Raw genomic sequence first — 16,431 nt, 5'->3', positions numbered from 1 at the left:
GCCGAGCGTGGGGGCCCATATGAGCGCAGCCGCGCGCGCGCAGCGCGCCTGGGTACTCGACCTGCTGCTGCTCGCCGCGCTGTGGGGTGCCTCCTTCCTGTTCATGCGCATCGGCGCGGCCGAGTTCGGCGCGCTGCCCACCGCCGCCGTGCGCGTGGCGATCGCGGCCCTCTTCCTGGTGCCCCTGATGGTGCTGCGCGGGCAGACGGGCGCGCTGGCGCGGCACTGGAAGGCGGCACTGGGCGTGGGCGTCATCAACTCGGGCATGCCCTTCGCGCTGTTCTGCTTCGCGCTGCTGACCATCAACTCCGGCCTGGCGGCCGTGCTCAACGCCACGGTGCCGATGTTCGGCGCGCTGGTGGCCTGGGCCTGGTTCGGCGACCGGCCGGACGGCTCGCGCATCGCGGGCCTGGTCATCGGCTTCGCCGGCGTGGCGCTGCTGGCCGGGCGCACCGCCGGGCTGCACGGCGGCGCGGGCGACCATGCCGCGCAGATGTCGGCGCTCTGGGCCGTGCTGGCCTGCCTGGGCGCCTGCCTGTGCTACGGCATCGCAGCCAGCGCCACGCGCCGCTGGCTGCAGGGCGTGCCGGCCCTGGCGACGGCCACCGGCAGCCAGTTGGGCGCCACGCTTTTCCTGGCGCTGCCCGCCGCGTGGCTGTGGCCGGCGCACATGCCCGGCGCCAGGGCCTGGCTGGCGCTGCTGGCGCTGGGCGTGGCGTGCACCGGCTTCGCGTACATCCTGTTCTTCCGGCTCATCGAGCGCGCCGGCCCGGCGCGCGCACTCACCGTGACCTTCCTGGTGCCGGTGTTCGCCGTCGCCTACGGCGCGCTCTTCCTGGGCGAGCGCATCACGCCGTGGATGCTGATGTGTGCGGCCATCATCGTGTGCGGCGTGGCGCTGTCCAGCGGCCTGGTGCGCCTGGGCCGCCGCGCCCGGCCGGCCGCCGCCGCGGCATCGGTCCCGCCGCCGCGCTGAGCGCAGCGGCCCTTGCGGCAGATCAAGCATTGCGCCCGCGGGGCGGCGCCGGCAGGCGCCATAAGATACATTCTTGATGCATCTTATGAACCGCTCCGCCGCATGAACGCCCCCATCGCCTGCACCGAGGAAGAGGTCACGAAGCTGGTCCACAACTTCTATGCGCGGGTGCGCGCCGACGCGACGCTGGGCCCGATCTTCGACCGGCACATCGACGACTGGGACCACCACCTGGCCAAGCTGGTGGACTTCTGGTCCGCCATCCTGCGGCGCACCGCGCGCTTCACCGGCGCGCCGATGCCGCGCCATGCGGCGCTGCCGGGGCTGGACGCCACGCTGTTCCGCCACTGGCTGGCGCTGTTCCGCCAGACCGCCGCCGAGCAGCCCAACCAGGCCATGGCCGAGCAGGCCTGCGCGATGGCCGAGCGCATCGCGCAGAGCCTGTGGATGGGCTACCAGATGAGCCGCGAGCCCGACGCGATGCCGAGCCCGCTGCCGGCCCATGGCTGAGCTGCTGCGGATCGAGGAGCCGGCGGCCGCGCCCCTGCAGCCGCCGCAGTGGCGCGCCTTTCTCGAACTGGGCTTCCGTCCCCTCTATCTCGCCGGCGCGCTGTGGGCACTGGTCTCCATCGCGCTGTGGGTGTTCGCGCCGCAGTGGCTGGCGGGGCCGCTGGGCGGCGTCGCCTGGCATGCCCACGAGATGCTGTGGGGCTTCGTCGCCACCATCGCGGTCGGCTTCCTGCTGACGGCGGGCGCCAACTGGACCGGGATGAACCCGCTGCACGGGCCGGCGCTGGGGGCGCTGACCTGCCTGTGGGTGCTGGCACGCATGGGCTTCCTGCTGCCGTGGCAGGGCGCCTTCGTCGCCGCCGTGGCGTGCGAGCTGCTCTTCTTCGGCTGGGCCGCGGCGGCGCTCGCCCTGGCCGTCTGGCGCACGCGCAACCACCGCAACGCCGGCGTGCCGCTGCTGCTGGCCGCGCTGGGCGTGGCCGATGCGCTGTTCCTGCGCTCGGTGCGCGCCAACGGCTACGAGGCGCTGACGACCTACCTGCTGTGCGGATTGCTGTGCATGTCGGCCATCGCGCTGCTGATCGCGCGGCGCGTGATCCCCTTCTTCGCGATGCGGGCCGTCGGCGGCCTCGCCATTCCCATGCACACGCGCAGCGGGCAGTGGCAGCTCGCCGCCGCGCTGGCCGCGCCGGCCTGCCTGCTGGCCGGCTGGCGCCCCGCCGCGGCGGCGGCGCTGCTGGCGGCCGGCGCGATCGCGCTATGGCAGGTGCTGTCCTGGAAGCCGCTGGCCGTACGCCGCGTGCCGCTGCTGTGGATCCTCTACCTGGGCCACGCCTGCATGGGCGCCGGCCTGCTGGTGGCCGCGGCGCATCTGGCCGGCGGCCCGCTGCGCGCCGCCTGGCCGGTGCACGCCATCGGCATCGCGGGCTTCTCGGTGCTGATCATCGGCATGATCACCCGCACCGCGCTGGGCCACCTGGGCCGGCCGCTGCGCACCGACCGCACGATGGTGGCGGCCTACCTGCTCGTCATCGCGGCCGCCGTCCTGCGGCTGGCCGCCCTGCTGCCCACGGCGATGGCCGGCGCGGCGCTGCACGCCTCGGCGCTGGCCTGGGTGGCGGCCTTCGCGCTGTACCTGTGGCGCTTCGCGCCGCTGCTGGTGCGCCCGCGCGCGGATGCGCGGCCGGTGCCGCCGCCGTCGCTGGCGCGCATCCGCCGCACGGCCGGGTGATGAAGAAGAAGATCCCCTCCCGGCGGGCGGCGGCATGAGCTCCTACAGCCTCGCCCAACTGCTGCACCTGCTGGCCGCCATCGCCTTCGCCGGCACGGTCTTCTTCGAGGTGGTGATGCTCGGCGGCGCACGCCGGCATGCGCCGCACGAGGCCATGCACGCCGTGGAAGGCGCGATCGGACGCCGCGCGGTGGCCGTGATGCCCTGGGTGCTGCTGGTGCTCTACGCCGCCGGCCTGGTGCTGGCCTGGCACCACCGCGGCGCGCTCGCGCAGCCGCTGGCCAGCGGCTTCGCGCTGCTGCTGACGATCAAGATCGCGCTGGCGCTGAGCGTGCTCGGCCACTTCGCCACCGCCATGCGGTGGCGCCGCAGCGGACGGCTGCGCGGCCGTGCCTCGCGGCGGCTGCACCTGAGCGTGTTCGTCCACGTGCTGGCCATCGTGGCGCTGGCCAAGGCGATGTTCCTCGCCGGGTGGTGAGCCCCGCTCACTCCTGCGCGGCGGTGCCGCCGGCCGGCTCGCGCAGCCACTCGGCCTCCCAGCCGCCGCCCAGCGCCTGGATCAGCCCCACCGCCGCCGCCTGCCGCGCCAGTTGCACCTGCACCAGGCTGCGCCGCGAACTCAGCGCCGAGGCCTGCGCGCTGACCACGTCGGTGTAGTTCACCTGGCCGGCGCGGTAGCGGTTGAGCATCTGCTGCTCGGTGCGGTCGGCCGCCTGCGAGGCGGTGCGGCGCAGGCCCTCCTGCTCGGCCAGCGCCGCGGTGGCAGTGAGCTGGTCCTCGACGTTCTGGAAGGCGGTGAGCACGGTCTGGCGGTAGCGCGCCACGCTGGCCTCGTGTCCGGCCCTGGCCGCATCGACGCTGGCGCCGATGGCGCCGGCGTCGAACACCGTCTGCGCCACCGACAGGCCCAGCGCCCACAGCATGTTCGACGCATCGAAGAGATCGCGCACGCGGCTGGTGCTGCTGCTGATGGAGGCCGACAGGCCGATGTTCGGGAAGTACGCTGCGCGCGCGATGCCGATCTGCGCATTGGCCTGGGCCACGGCGCGCTCGGCCGCGGCGATGTCGGGCCGGCGCTGCAGCAGCAGCGAGGGTACGCCAGTGGGCACGGCCGGCACGGTCGGCTTCCACGCGGCGGGCGCGATGGAGAACTGCGCCGGCGCCTGGCCCGCCAGCACGGCGATGGCGTGCTCGTAGGCGGCGCGCGTGCGCCGCAGGGCCACCCGCTCGGCCTGGGCGTTGACGAGCTGGGTCTGCGCCTGCAGCACGTCGGTCTGCGCGGCGATGCCGGCCTCGTAGCGGTTGCGGGTGATGGTCAGGGCCCGTTCGTAGCCCTCGATGGTCTCTTCCAGCAGCCGCAGCTCGGCGTCGGCCTCGCGCAGCGACAGGTAGTTGACCACCAGCTCGCCGACGGCCGACAGGCGCGCCGAGGCGAGGTCCGCCTCGCTGGCCTGGGCACCGGCCTGCGCGCTGCCGGCCGCCTGGCGCAGCCGGCCCCACACGTCGGGCGACCAGTCGGCGCCCAGCGAGGCGGAGAAGCTGTTGGACGGCGGGCTGCCGCTGCTGCTGCGCACGGCGCCGCTGCGGCGGCCGCTGCCGTCGAGCGTGACGGTGGGGAAGAGCGCGGCGCGCTGCTCGCGCACCAGCGCCTGGGCCTGCGTGTACGCGGCCACGGCGGCGGCGATGTTCTGGTTGGAGACCTGCACGCGCGCCGCCAGTTCGTCCAGTTGCGGATCGCCGAAGCGCTTCCACCATTCGCCGCGGTCCAGCGCATCGCCGGGCTGCGCCGGCACCCAGCCGTCGGCCGCGGGCGCCTCCTTGAAGGCAGTGGGCGCATCGAAGGCCGGGCGCTCGTAGCGCGGGCCGACGGCGCAGCCGGCCAGCAGCACCGCCGCCAGGGCGGGCGCCGCGAGCAGCAGAGGGCGGCGGGGAGGGATGAGGCGTCTTGCAGGCGTCATGGTTCTCAGGCGGATCGCGCCAGGGCACGTTCGTTGGGCGCCCGGCGGCGCAGCTTGTCGAGCAGCACGTAGACCACCGGCACCGTGAACAGCGTCAGGAGCTGGCTGGCGATCAGGCCGCCGATGATGGTCACGCCCAGCGGCTGGCGCAGCTCGGCGCCCTGGCCGAAGCCGATGGCCAGCGGCAGCGCACCCAGCGCCGCCGCCAGCGATGTCATGAGGATCGGGCGGAAGCGCAGCAGGCTGGCCTCGCGCACCGCCTCCACGGCCGAGAGCCCGCGCGCGCGCTGCGCCTCCAGCGCGAAGTCGATGATCAGGATGGCGTTCTTCTTCACGATGCCGATCAGCAGGAACAGGCCGATGAGCGCGATCACCGACAGCTCCATGCGGAACAGCAGCAGCGCCAGCACCGCGCCCACGCCGGCCGAGGGCAGCGTGGTGAGCACCGTGATGGGGTGGATCAGGCTCTCGTACAGGATGCCCAGCACGATGTAGATCACGACGATGGCGGCGACGATCAGCACCACCTGCTGCGAGCCCTGCTGCTGCGCCGCGCGCGCGGTGCCGGCGAAGCTGCCGCGCACGTTGACGGGCATGGCGACGTCGTTCTCGGCCTGCTTGACGAGCTGCTGCGCCTCGGCCAGCGTCACGCCGTCGGCCAGGCTGAAGGAGATGGTGCTCGACAGTTCCCCGTCGTCGTGGCTGATGGAGCTGGGCACCGCCCGCTCCTTCAGCTGCGAGAAGGCCGACATGGGCACCATGGTGGTGGTGGCGGTCGCCAGCGCCTGCCCGGCCGAGGAGTTGCGCGCGCCGGGGTTGGCCGAGGCGACGGTGGAGGTGCCGGTGCTGCTGTCGGTGTTGGCCTGCAGCGTGCTGACCGTCGACTGGCCGGTGGCGCTGTCGGTCGTGGCGGTGATGGTCGAGGGCACGTACAGGTCGGCCAGCACGATGGGCGAGCGCTGGAAGCGCGGCGCCCACTCCATGATCACCGAGTACTGGTTCAGCTCGTTGTAGATGGTGGCGACCGAACGCTGGCCGAAGGCGTTGTACATGGCGGCGTTGAGCGCGGCCGAGTTGACGCCCAGCCGCGCGGCGGCGTCGCGGTCGACGTCCACGTAGGTCTCCACGCCGTTGTCGGAGGACTCGCCGTCCACGTCGGTCAACTGCGGGATCTCGGCCAGCCGGTCCGAGAGCCGCTTCGACCAAGTGCGCAGGTCCGAGAGCGAATCGCTCTTGAGCGTGTACTGGTAGCTCGAATTGCTCTGCCGCCCGCCCATGCGCAGGTCCTGCACCAGCCCGAGGAACACGCGCAGGCCGGTCAGTTCGTTGAGTTGCGGGCGCAGGCGGTCGATGACGGCCTGCGTCTTCTCCTTGCGCTGGCTGCCGTAGGGCTTGAGGTTGACGAACATGAAGCCGCCGCCGGCGCGCGAGCCGCCGCCGAAGGCGACCACGGTGTCCACCGCCGGGTCGGCGTTGATGATGTCCACCGCCTGCCGCAGCTTGGCCGTGAGCGCGGCCGAGGAGATGCTCTGGTCGGCGCGGATGCCGCCGTTGAGCTGGCCGTTGTCCTGCTGCGGGAAGTAGCCCTTGGGCACGTGCGCGAACAGGTAGACGTTCAGCCCGATCACCACCAGCAGCGAGGACGCCACCAGCACCTTGCTGGCCAGCGCCCAGTCCAGCGCATGGGCGTAGCCGCGCAGGCTGGCCTGCCACAGCCGCTCCGTGGCGCGCAGGAAGGGCCCGCTGACGCGCCCCGGCCGGCGGTTGCGGTAGTAGGCCTCGGCACGCAGCAGCGTGGCGCACATCATCGGCGTGGTGGTCAGCGAGATGACGAGCGAGATCATCACCGCCGCCGACAGCGTGACCGCGAACTCCTTGAACAGCCGCCCCACCTGCCCGCCCATGAACAGCAGCGGGATGAACACCGCCACCAGCGACAGGCTGATCGACAGCACGGTGAAGCCCACCTCGCGCGCACCCTGCAGCGCGGCCTGCAGCCGGCCCATGCCGTTCTCGATGTGGCGCTGCGTGTTCTCCAGCACCACGATGGCATCGTCCACCACGAAGCCGGTGGCCACCGTCAGCGCCATCAGCGACAGGTTGTTGAGCGAGAAACCCAGCAGGTGCATCACGCCGAAGGTGCCCAGCAGCGACACCACCGTCGCCACCGCCGGGATGATGGTGGCGCGCGCCCGGCGCAGGAACACGCCGACCACGAACACCACCAGCACCACCGAGATCACCAGCGTGACTTCCACCTCGTGCAGCGAGGCGCGGATGGAGTTGGTGCGGTCGGAGGCGACCTGCACCTCGATGTCCTGCGGCAGTTGCGCGCGCAGCTCGGGCAGCAGCTCGCGCACGCCGTCCACCGTCTCGATGATGTTGGCGCCCGGCTCCTGCGTGACCAGCACGATCACCGCCGGCTGGCCGTTGAACAGGCCCACCGTGCGCGTGTTCTCCACGCTGTCGGTCACGCTGGCCACGTCCGACAGCTTGACCGGCGCGTTGTTGCGCCAGGCGATCACCAGGTCGCGGTAGTCGGCCGCGCGCAGGCCTGGCGCCGGCGTGTAGACCTGCAGCCGGCGGCCGTGGCCCTCGATCGTGCCCTTGGGCCGGTTGGCGTTGTTGGCCTGGATGGCGGCGCGCACGTCCTCGGTGCTGATGCCCATGCGGTTGAGCGAATAGGGCTCCAGCTCCACCCGCACCGCCGGCAGCGAGCCGCCGCCGATCTCCACGTCGCCCACGCCCTCCACCTGCGACAGGCGCTGGCTCACGATGTTCGACACGGCGTCGTAGATCTGGCCCGGCGTGCGCGTCTTCGACGTCAGCGCCAGGATGATCACCGGCGCCGCCGTCGGGTTGGCCTTGCGGTAGGTCGGGTTGCTGCGCAGCGTGCTGGGCAGGTCGGCGCGGGCGGCGTTGATGGCGGCCTGCACCTCGCGCGCGGCGGCGTCGATGTCGCGGTCCAGGTCGAACTGCAGCGTCACGCGCGTGGAGCCGTTGGAGCTGTTCGACGTCATCTCGTTGACGCCGGGGATGATGCCCAGCCGCCGCTCCAGCGGCGTGGCGACGCTGGAGGCCATGGTCGATGGGCTGGCGCCAGAGAGGCTCGCCGACACCGAGATCACCGGGAAGTCCACCTGCGGCAGCGGCGACACCGGCAGCACGAAGAAGGCCATGATGCCGGCCAGCGCGATGCCGATCGTCAGCAGCACGGTGGCGATCGGCCGCTGGACGAAGATGCGCGAGAGGTTCACGCGCCGGCCCCTCCGATGCCCTGCGCCTCGGCCTCCTCGCGGCGGCGCGCCAGGCGCCGGCCGATGCGGTCGAAGGCCAGGTAGATCACCGGCGTGGTGAAGAGCGTGAGCACCTGCGACACGACCAGCCCGCCGAAGATCGCGAGGCCCAGCGGACGGCGCAGCTCGGCGCCCTCGCCCCAGCCGAACATCAGCGGCACGGCGGCGAACAGGGCCGCCAGCGTGGTCATCAGGATCGGGCGGAAGCGCAGCAGCGCGGCCTGGCGGATCGCCTCCTCGGGCGACATGCCCTGGCGCGGCGCCGGGCCGCTCCCAAGCGCGCCAGCGCCCCCCTCGGGGGGGCGTGCGCCGGAGGCACCGGGGGGCAAACGTCCTCGCTCGGCGTCGATGGCGAAGTCGATCATCATGATCGCGTTCTTCTTGACGATGCCGATCAGCAAGATGATGCCGATGATGCCGATCACGCCCAGATCGTTGCCGGTCAGCATCAGCGCCAGCAGCGCGCCCACGCCGGCCGAGGGCAGCGTGGAGAGGATGGTCAGCGGGTGCACGTAGCTTTCGTACAGCACGCCCAGCACGATGTAGACGCACACCACCGCCGCCAGGATCAGCCAGAGCTGGCTGGTCAGCGAGGTCTCGTAGGTGCCGGCCGCGCCGAGGAACTTCATCGAGATGCTGGAGGGCATGCCGATGTCCTTCGCCGCCGTGCGGATGGCCGCCACCGACTTGCCCAGCGCCATGCCCGGCGCGGTGTCGAAGCCCACCGTGGCGGCCGGGTACTGCGCCACGCGCGTCACCTGCAGCGGCGCCAGCTGCTCGCGCACGGTGGCGAAGGAGGACAGGGGCGTGGTCGAGCCGCCGCCGGTGCGCATCTGCAGCGTGCCCAGGCCCTGGATGGACGCCAGCCCGTCGCGCTGCGCCTCCAGGATCACGCGGTACTGGTTGGTCTCGGTGAAGATGGTGGACACGATGCGCTGACCGAAGGCGCTGTAGAGCGCGTCGTCCACCGAGCTGGCCGTGACCGACAGGCGCGAGGCGGTGGCGCGGTCGATGTCCACGTAGGCGGCCAGGCCCTGCGCGCCGGCGTCGGTGGTGGCGTTGCGCACCGTGGACGCCAGCTCTGCGGTGCGCAGCCGGTCCACCAGCTTGCGCGCCCACTCGTTCACGGCCTGCGTGTCCACGCCTTCCAGCGACAGGCGGTACTCGGTGGGGCCGGTCTCGGCGTCGATGGTCAGGTCCTGCGTGGGCTGCAGGTACAGCACGACGCCGGCCGCCTGAGTGCGCACGCGCTCGCGCAGGCGCTGCATGATCTCCTGCTGGTCGCCGCGGCCGGCGCGCAGGTTGATCAGCATGCTGCCGGTGTTGAGCATGGTGTTGTTGGCCGCGTCCACGCCGACCACCGAGCTGATGCTCTGCACCTCGGGGTCTTCCAGGATCGCCTGCGCCGCCGCCTTCTGCAGCTCGGCCATGCGGGTGTACGAGACGTCCTGCGCGGCCTCGATGCGGGCCTTGAGCTGTCCCGTGTCCTGCGTCGGGAACAGGCCCTTGGGGATGACCGCGTACAGCAGCACCGTCAGCGCCAGCGTGGCGATGGCGACCACCAGCGTCAGCGGCTGGTGCCGCAGCACCCACAGCAGGCCGACGTCGTAGCGGGCGATCACGCGGTCGAAGAAGGCCTGCACCTTGTGGCCGAAGCGGCCACGCTGCTCGGACTCGGGCTTCAGCCAGCGCGCGGACATCATCGGTACCAGCGTCAGAGAGACCACGGCGGAGATCAGGATGGTGATCGCCAGCGTCACCGCGAACTCGCGGAACAGGCGCCCCACCACGTCCTGCATGAACAGCAGCGGGATCAGCACCGCGATCAGCGAGACCGTCAGCGAGATGATGGTGAAGCCGATCTGCGTGGCGCCCTTGAGCGCGGCGGCGAAGGGCTTCTCGCCCTCCTCCAGGTAGCGGGCGATGTTCTCGATCATCACGATCGCGTCGTCGACCACGAAGCCGGTGGCGATGGTCAGCGCCATCAGGCTCAGGTTGTTGAGCGAATAGCCCAGCAGGTACATCAGCCCGCAGGTGCCGATGAGCGAGATCGGCACCGCGATGCTGGCGATGACGGTGGCGCGCAGGTTGTGCAGGAAGAAGAAGATCACCAAGACCACCAGCACCACCGCCAGCACCAGCTCGATCTGCACGTGGTGCACCGAGGCGCGGATGCCGGTGGTGCGGTCCGACAGGACCTGCATGCGCACCGCGCCGGGCAGCGAGGCCGTCAGCTCGGGCAACTGCTTCTTGATGGCGTCGACCGTGGCGATCACGTTGGCACCGGGCTGGCGCTGCACGTTCAGGATGACGGCCGGGCGCAGCGTGCCGTCGGCGTTCTTCACGGTGTCGGCCTTCGCGTCGGCATCGGCCTTGAGCGCGGCCCAGGCGCCGAGCTGGTTGTTCTCGGCGCTGTCGACCACCTGGGCCACGTCGCGCATGCGCACGGGGGCGCCGTTCTTCCACGCGACGATCAGGTTCCGGTAGTCGGCCGCCGTGAGCAGCTGGTCGTTGGCGTTGATGGTGTAGGAGCGCTTCGGGCCGTCGAAGCTGCCCTTGGCGCTGTTGGCGTTGGCCGCACTGATGGCGCTGCGCAGCGTGTCGATGCCGATGCCCACCGAGGCCAGCGCGTTGGTGTCGGCCTGGATGCGCACCGCGGGACGCTGCCCGCCCGAGAGCGTGACCAGGCCGACGCCCGTCACCTGGCTCATCTTCTGCGCCAGCCGCGTGTTCACCAGGTTCTGCACCTCCGTCAGCGGCATGGTGTCGCTGCTCACCGCCAGGGTGAGGATGGGCGAGTCGGCCGGGTTGACCTTGGCGTACACGGGCGGCGCCGGCAGGTCGGCCGGCAGGAAGGAGCCGCCGGCGTTGATGGCCGCCTGCACCTGCTGCTCCGCCACGTCCAGCGTCTCGTTCAGGTCGAACTGCAGGGTGACGATGGACACGCCGGCGGCGCTCACCGAGCTCATGCGGTTCAGCCCGGCCATCTGGCCGAACTGGCGCTCCAGCGGCGCGGTGACGGTGCGGCTCATCACCTCCGGGCTGCCGCCGGGGTACAGCGTCTGCACCTGGATGGTCGGGTAGTCCACCTGCGGCAGCGCCGCCAGCGGCAGGAAGCGCAGGCCGACCAGGCCGGCCAGCACGATGGCCAGCATCAGGAGGCCGGTGGCGACCGGCCGCTCGATGAAGGGACGCGAAGGACTCACGGCGGACACCCCGCTCAGGAGGCCGGGCGGCCCGGCCCGCCGCCTTCACGCTGGCGCTGCTGCATGCGCTGCCAGCGCGCCAGCGCCTCGGGGTCGCCCTTGTCGAGCTGCTCCAGGAACTGCTTGCGCCGGGCCAGTTGCTCGGGGTCGTCCTTCGCGCTGTCGAGCATGCGCTGGCGCTGCTCGGGCGTCGGCAGCGCGGCAGGCGCCGGCGCGGCGGTGCCGCCCGAGGGCGCGGCCGTGGCCGGCGTGCCTTCGCCCACCGGCGCGGGTGCGCCGCCGCTGCCGCCCACCGTGGGCGCGGCCACCGTGGGCGAACCGGCTGGCGCCGGCGCCGCGGCGCCCGGTGCCGCCGGCGGCGCACCGGCACCGCCCTGCCCGCGCCGCCGCCCGCCGCCCTGCGGGCGCGGGCCGGTGGCGGCCGGGCGCTCGCCCTGCAACTGCACGCGCGAGCCCTCGCTGAGGCGGTCGCCGCCTTCGGTGACCACCAGCTCGCCCGCCTTCAGCCCCTCGGTGATGGCGATCACGTCCACCGTCGCCTCGCCGCGCTTGACGGCGCGCATCGAGACGGTGCGGTCCTCGGCGATCACGTAGACGTAAGGGCCGTTCGGGCCGGTGCGCACGGCCGTCACCGGGACCACCAGCGTGTCGATGGTGCGCAGCGTCAGCCGCACGTTGACGAACTGGTTGGGAAAGAGCAGGCCCGCCGTGTTCTCGAAGCGCGCCTTGGCCTTGACGGTGCCGGTGGTGGTGTCCACCAGGTTGTCGAGCGTGGAAAAGGTGCCGCGGTCCAGCACGTCGCTGCGGTTGCGGTCCGTCGCGGTCACTTCCAGCTTCGCGCCCGCCGCCACCTGCGTCTGGATGTCCGGGATGCGGCCCTGCGGCACGGCGAACTGCACGTCGATGGGATGGATCTGCGTGATGACGGCGATGCCGCTCGTGCCGCCGGCGGCCACGGTGTTGCCCGGGTCCACCGTGCGCAGGCCGATGCGGCCGGCCACCGGCGCGGTGATGCGGGTGAACTCCAGGTTGACCCGCGCCGCCGCCTCGGAGGCGCGGTCGCTGGTCACGGTGCCTTCGAGCTGCTTGACCAGCGCGGCCTGCGTGTCCACGTCCTGGCGGGCGATGGAGTCCTGTCCCAGCAGGGTGCGGTAGCGCGCCAGCGTGACCCGGGCCGCCTCCAGTTGCGCCTCGTCGCGCAGGCGTGCGCCCCTGGCCTGCTCCAGCGCCTGCTCGTAGGGGCGCGGGTCGATGCGGGCCAGCAACTGGCCCTTCTTGACCAGTTGGCCTTCCTCGAACAGCACCTCGGTCAGCACGCCGCCGACCTGGGGCTTGAGCGTGATGGTGGCCAGCGGCGTCACGGTGCCCAGCGCGTCGAGGGTGATCGGGATCCGGGCCTGCTCGGCGGCGGCATGACCCACCGTCACCAGGCCGAAGCCGCCGGGGCCGCCCGGCCCACCCGGTCCGCGCGGCCCGCCGGCGAAGCCGCCGCGCCCGTCGGCCGCCGGCCGCTTGACCAGGTAGTAGCTGCCCCCGGCCAGCACGCCCAGCACCAGCACCGCCGCCAGGGCGCCCAGCCAGCGCCGGCGCCGCGACGGCGGCCGCATCGGCGGCGGCGCGTGGACGTCGGAAGGCTGCGGGGTCGGATCGGGGCTGGGAGCGTGAGCCATGGAGGGGAAGAAAGGGGTGAGACCGCCTTGTGCATGCGGCGGCGCCAGTAGAGCGGCGAATCGTAGACGCCATGCCCACCCGACCGTAAACGGCCGGTAAAGGCCGCCGCCGGCGCGCCGCGGGCGCATTTCGCGCGCGCCTGGCGCATTCCGTCGCATGCCGCTGGGATGGCGGCGCCCGCGGTCGCACAGTGCGCCCATCGACCTTCCGATGCCTCCGCACAACCAACGTCCTCCAAGGAGTCCCGCCATGCTGATCCAGATCCTCGCCCACACGCCCACCTGGGTGTTCGCCGTCTTCGCCCTGCTGGCCTGGATGGGCGGCCGGCAGCTTCGGCCCGGCAGCACCCCGCTGGCCCGTGCGGTGGCCCTGCCGCTGGCCATGGTGGCCTTCGCCGCCTATGGCGTGGCGACGGCCTTCGGCCATGCCGGCGCCGGGCCGCTGGCGATGGCCGGCTGGGCCGCCGCGGCGGCGGTCGCGCTGGCGACGGTCAGCCGCGTGCCGCTCAACCCCTCCGTGCGCTACGACGCCGGGGCCCGCCGCTTCCACCAGCCCGGCAGCGCCGTGCCGCTGGCGCTGATGATGGGCATCTTCCTGACCAAGTACGCGGTCGGCGTGACGCTGGCCTTCCATCCCGCCTACGCCCACCAGGCCGGCTTCGCCGTGGGCGTCAGCACGCTGTATGGCCTGTTCAGCGGCGTGTTCGCCGGCCGCGCGCTGCGGCTGGTCCGGCTGGCCGCGCGCCGCCACGCGGTGCCGGCCGCCGCCTGAGATCCCCTGCCTTCCATCCACCCACCCGTTCCCGAGGAGTCCGCCATGAACACCACCTCCCGTCCCGATTCCCAACGCCTCGACCGGCTGGCCCACCGCCGCGCCCGGGCCAAGCTGGGCTGGTTCATCCACGCCGCGGTGTATGTGGCGGTCAACGCCGGGCTGGTCGCGCTCTCGCTGGGCAGCGGGCGGCACTGGGCCGTGTATCCGCTGCTGGGCTGGGGCCTGGGGCTGTTCTTCCACGGCCTGGCGGTGTGGGCCTTCGCGCCGGGCGGCTCGCTGATGGGCCGCATGGTCGAGCGCGAGCGCACCCGGCTGCAGGCCGCCGGCACCGATCCCTGGTGACGGAGCGCGGCGCGCCGCTGGGCGGCGCCGCGCTTCTTCGTCAAGAATCCCGGTACATGTCCTCCCTGCCTCCCTCTCCCGTGCGCCGCCCGCCCGGCGCCGCGGCGCTCTACACCCTGCGCCACTACCTGTACGTGGTGGCGCTGTGCTGCGTGGTGGCCGTGTTCACCACCATGATGAAGCCGGGTCGCAGCTATGGGTCGCAGCTTGTGTATTCGCTGTGCATCGGCACCATCTGCTGGGGGGTGATCGAGTTCGGCCGCTACCTGGTGGACCCGAAGCACTGCCACAACAGCCCCGACGGCGGCCACGGCTGGCCCAAGGGCTGGCGCGGCCTGCTGCTCACGGCCATCGGCATCGTGGTCGCCTTCTACGGCGGCAACTGGCTGGCCTACACGCTGGTCGGCTCCTCCACGCCCCTCGACCCGCAGGACGGCGCCCGCGACAGCGCGATGGGCCTGTACGTCACCATCGCAGCGGGCGCAATCGGCTCCTTCTTCTTCTACACGCGGGGCCGTGCGGCCGCCATGGCCGCCAAGATCGCCGCCGCCGAGCGCGATGCCAGCGAGGCCCAGCTCAAGCTGCTGGAGACGCAGCTGGAGCCGCACATGCTGTTCAACACGCTGGCCAACCTGCGCGCGCTGATCGCGGTGGACCTGCCGCGTGCCATCGCCATGCTCGACCGCCTCAACAGCTACCTGCGCGCCACCCTCAACGGCTCGCGCGCCACGCAGCACCCGCTGGCGCAGGAGTTCGACCGCCTGGCCGACTACCTGGAACTGATGCAGGTGCGCATGGGCGAGCGCCTGCGCTACACGCTGGCGCTGCCCGACGAACTGCGCGAGGTGCCCGTGCCGCCCCTGCTGCTGCAGCCGCTGGTGGAGAACGCCATCCGCCACGGGCTGGAGCCGCAGGTCGCAGGCGGCGAGATCCGCGTCAGCGCCCGGCGCGTGCCGCATGCCGAGGGCGAACAGCTCGCGCTCGAGGTGGCCGACACCGGCGCCGGCCTGCCCGCCGGCGGCCTGCCCGAGCGCCACGACGGCCCGTCCGGCTTCGGCGTGCAGCAGGTGCGCGAGCGGCTGCACACCCTGCACGGTGACCGCGCCCGCCTCGAGATGGCCGGCCTGCCCGGCGGCGGCACGCGCGCCACCATCCTCTTTCCCCTCTGACCCGATCCGCCATGCCGCCGACCGCCCTCATCGCCGAAGACGAACCCCTGCTGGCCCAGGCCCTCCAGGCCGAACTGGCGCAGGCCTGGCCCGAGCTGCAGGTGCTCGCCACCGTCGGCGACGGGCGCCGCGCCGTCGACGAGGCGCTGCGCCTGAAGCCGCAGGTGCTGTTCTTCGACATCCGCATGCCGGGCCAGGACGGCCTGGCCGCCGCCGCCGAGCTGGCCGACGCCTGGCCGGCGCACGAGGCGCCGATGCCGCAGCTGGTCTTCGTCACCGCCTACGACGAATACGCCGCCCGCGCGTTCGAGGCCCAGGCGCTGGACTACGTGCTCAAGCCGGTGCAGCCGCAGCGCCTGCAGCGCACGGTGGCTCGCCTGCGGCAGGCGCTGGCCCCCGGCACCGCGCCGGCCGGCGATGCGCTGGACGCGGCGCTGGCCCAGTGGCGCCGGTTGCTGGCGGCCGCGGGCGGCGCGCCGGGCGAGTCCCCGGCGGCGCCGCTCAAGGTGATCGCCGCCAGCGACGCCGGCGGCACCACCGTGCGCATGGTGCCGATCGAGGAGGTGCTGTACTTCGAGGCGGCGGACAAGTACGTGCGCGTGCTCACCGCCGACCGCGAGCACCTGATCCGCACCCCCCTGAAGCAGCTGCTGCCGCAACTGGACCCGGCCGCCTTCTGGCAGGTGCACCGGGCCGTGGTGGTGCGGGCCGGAGCCGTCGAGTCCGTGCACCGCGACGACGCCGGCAAGATGCACCTGCGGCTGCGCGGCCGGCCGGACGAGAAGATCCCGGTGAGCCGGCTCTACGCCCACCTCTTCCGCGCGATGTAAAAGAAAAAGCCGCCCGGTTCGGGCGGCTTCGGCACAGGGGCAGCGCCTCGTCAGCGCCAGTGGCGGTGGTGATGCGGGCCGTGGCGATACGCGCCCGGGCCGTAGTAGGGCCGATACGGCCGGTACACCGGCCGCGGCGCCACGTACACCGGCGGCGGCGCGTAGTACACGGGCGCCGGACGGTAGTAGACCGGCGGCGGGGGCGCGACGTACACCGGGGCCGGCGGGTAGTAGTAGCCCGGATTGGCCACGCCGACCGCCACGCCCGGGGCGCTGATGCCCACGGACCAACTCACGCCGGCACTGGCCGACGAGGCGGCAAACAACGCCCCGGCGGCCACGACGCTGGCGGCGGCCCATTTGAAGAAAGTCGAACGTGCCATCTGGGTGCTCCTTGAATCGAATAAGAGGTGGATCGGCGCCTGCCGCCAGGACGATCCGCCCATGTAGGTATTGAACGCGTCAGGC

The 16,431-nt window shown here is 72.6% G+C and carries 13 protein-coding genes; 8 read left to right on the top strand and 5 right to left on the bottom strand.

Going from position 1 to position 16,431, the window contains the following annotated elements:
• Nucleotides 1-19: 19 nt before the first annotated feature.
• The 4 genes from Q392_RS06575 (at nt 20) to Q392_RS06560 (ending at nt 3,195) form a co-directional block, all read left to right on the top strand.
• Complete coding sequence (locus Q392_RS06575) at nt 20-976, top strand: DMT family transporter (protein WP_038203341.1); 957 nt, start codon at nt 20-22, stop codon at nt 974-976.
• Nucleotides 977-1,078: 102 nt separating this feature from the next.
• Nucleotides 1,079-1,486 carry a group III truncated hemoglobin gene (locus tag Q392_RS06570; protein WP_038203338.1) on the top strand — a complete coding sequence of 136 codons (408 nt, stop codon included), beginning with the start codon at nt 1,079-1,081 and terminating at the stop codon, nt 1,484-1,486.
• Nucleotides 1,479-2,717: an NnrS family protein gene (locus Q392_RS06565; RefSeq protein ID WP_038203335.1), complete on the top strand. Its 1,239-nt coding sequence runs from the start codon at nt 1,479-1,481 to the stop codon at nt 2,715-2,717. Before Q392_RS06570 ends, Q392_RS06565 begins: the two co-directional genes overlap by 8 nt.
• 34 nt (nt 2,718-2,751) lie before the next feature.
• Nucleotides 2,752-3,195, top strand: a complete 444-nt coding sequence (locus Q392_RS06560; protein ID WP_038203332.1) for a CopD family copper resistance protein — start codon at nt 2,752-2,754, stop codon at nt 3,193-3,195.
• Between the two features lie 7 nt (nt 3,196-3,202).
• Here Q392_RS06560 and Q392_RS06555 read toward each other — a convergent pair whose 3' ends face one another.
• Genes Q392_RS06555 through Q392_RS06540 form a run of 4 tightly spaced genes read right to left on the bottom strand, consistent with a single transcriptional unit; the run spans nt 3,203 to nt 12,847 of the window.
• Entirely contained in the window at nt 3,203-4,675 is a 1,473-nt protein-coding gene (locus Q392_RS06555) for an efflux transporter outer membrane subunit (protein ID WP_051952996.1), read from the bottom strand.
• Between the two features lie 5 nt (nt 4,676-4,680).
• Nucleotides 4,681-7,932 (bottom strand): efflux RND transporter permease subunit, encoded by a 3,252-nt coding sequence (locus Q392_RS06550; RefSeq protein ID WP_038203329.1) that lies wholly within the window; start codon nt 7,930-7,932, stop codon nt 4,681-4,683.
• The gene (locus tag Q392_RS06545) at nt 7,929-11,177 is read right to left on the bottom strand and encodes an efflux RND transporter permease subunit (RefSeq protein ID WP_038203589.1); all 3,249 of its coding nucleotides are present in this window, start codon (nt 11,175-11,177) and stop codon (nt 7,929-7,931) included. Before Q392_RS06545 ends, Q392_RS06550 begins: the two co-directional genes overlap by 4 nt.
• Before the next feature lie 14 nt (nt 11,178-11,191).
• Nucleotides 11,192-12,847: an efflux RND transporter periplasmic adaptor subunit gene (locus Q392_RS06540; protein ID WP_038203327.1), complete on the bottom strand. Its 1,656-nt coding sequence runs from the start codon at nt 12,845-12,847 to the stop codon at nt 11,192-11,194.
• A gap of 250 nt (nt 12,848-13,097) precedes the next feature.
• Here Q392_RS06540 and Q392_RS06535 point away from each other — a divergent pair, with 250 nt between their 5' ends.
• From Q392_RS06535 to Q392_RS06520, 4 genes are read left to right on the top strand one after another with little or no spacing between them, the layout of a single operon-like run.
• Nucleotides 13,098-13,619: a DUF6622 family protein gene (locus tag Q392_RS06535; RefSeq protein WP_038203324.1), complete on the top strand. Its 522-nt coding sequence runs from the start codon at nt 13,098-13,100 to the stop codon at nt 13,617-13,619.
• A 45-nt stretch (nt 13,620-13,664) separates the two neighbouring features.
• Complete coding sequence (locus tag Q392_RS06530; protein ID WP_038203321.1) at nt 13,665-13,964, top strand: 2TM domain-containing protein; 300 nt, start codon at nt 13,665-13,667, stop codon at nt 13,962-13,964.
• A 56-nt stretch (nt 13,965-14,020) separates the two neighbouring features.
• A complete protein-coding gene (locus Q392_RS06525; protein ID WP_051952995.1) occupies nt 14,021-15,133 on the top strand; it encodes a sensor histidine kinase in 1,113 nt (370 codons plus the stop codon).
• Between the two features lie 11 nt (nt 15,134-15,144).
• Nucleotides 15,145-15,963: a LytR/AlgR family response regulator transcription factor gene (locus tag Q392_RS06520; RefSeq protein WP_038203318.1), complete on the top strand. Its 819-nt coding sequence runs from the start codon at nt 15,145-15,147 to the stop codon at nt 15,961-15,963.
• A 50-nt stretch (nt 15,964-16,013) separates the two neighbouring features.
• On the opposite strand, the gene Q392_RS06515 is transcribed toward Q392_RS06520, so the two are convergent.
• Nucleotides 16,014-16,346, bottom strand: a complete 333-nt coding sequence (locus Q392_RS06515; protein WP_038203315.1) for a hypothetical protein — start codon at nt 16,344-16,346, stop codon at nt 16,014-16,016.
• Between the last annotated feature and the right edge of the window lie 85 nt (nt 16,347-16,431).

The sequence above is a fragment of the Xenophilus azovorans DSM 13620 genome (assembly GCF_000745855.1).
Lineage (GTDB): Bacteria > Pseudomonadota > Gammaproteobacteria > Burkholderiales > Burkholderiaceae_C > Xenophilus > Xenophilus azovorans.
The sequence above is the reverse complement of the archived record's forward strand: the minus strand, read 5'-3'. Positions and strand labels throughout refer to the sequence as shown.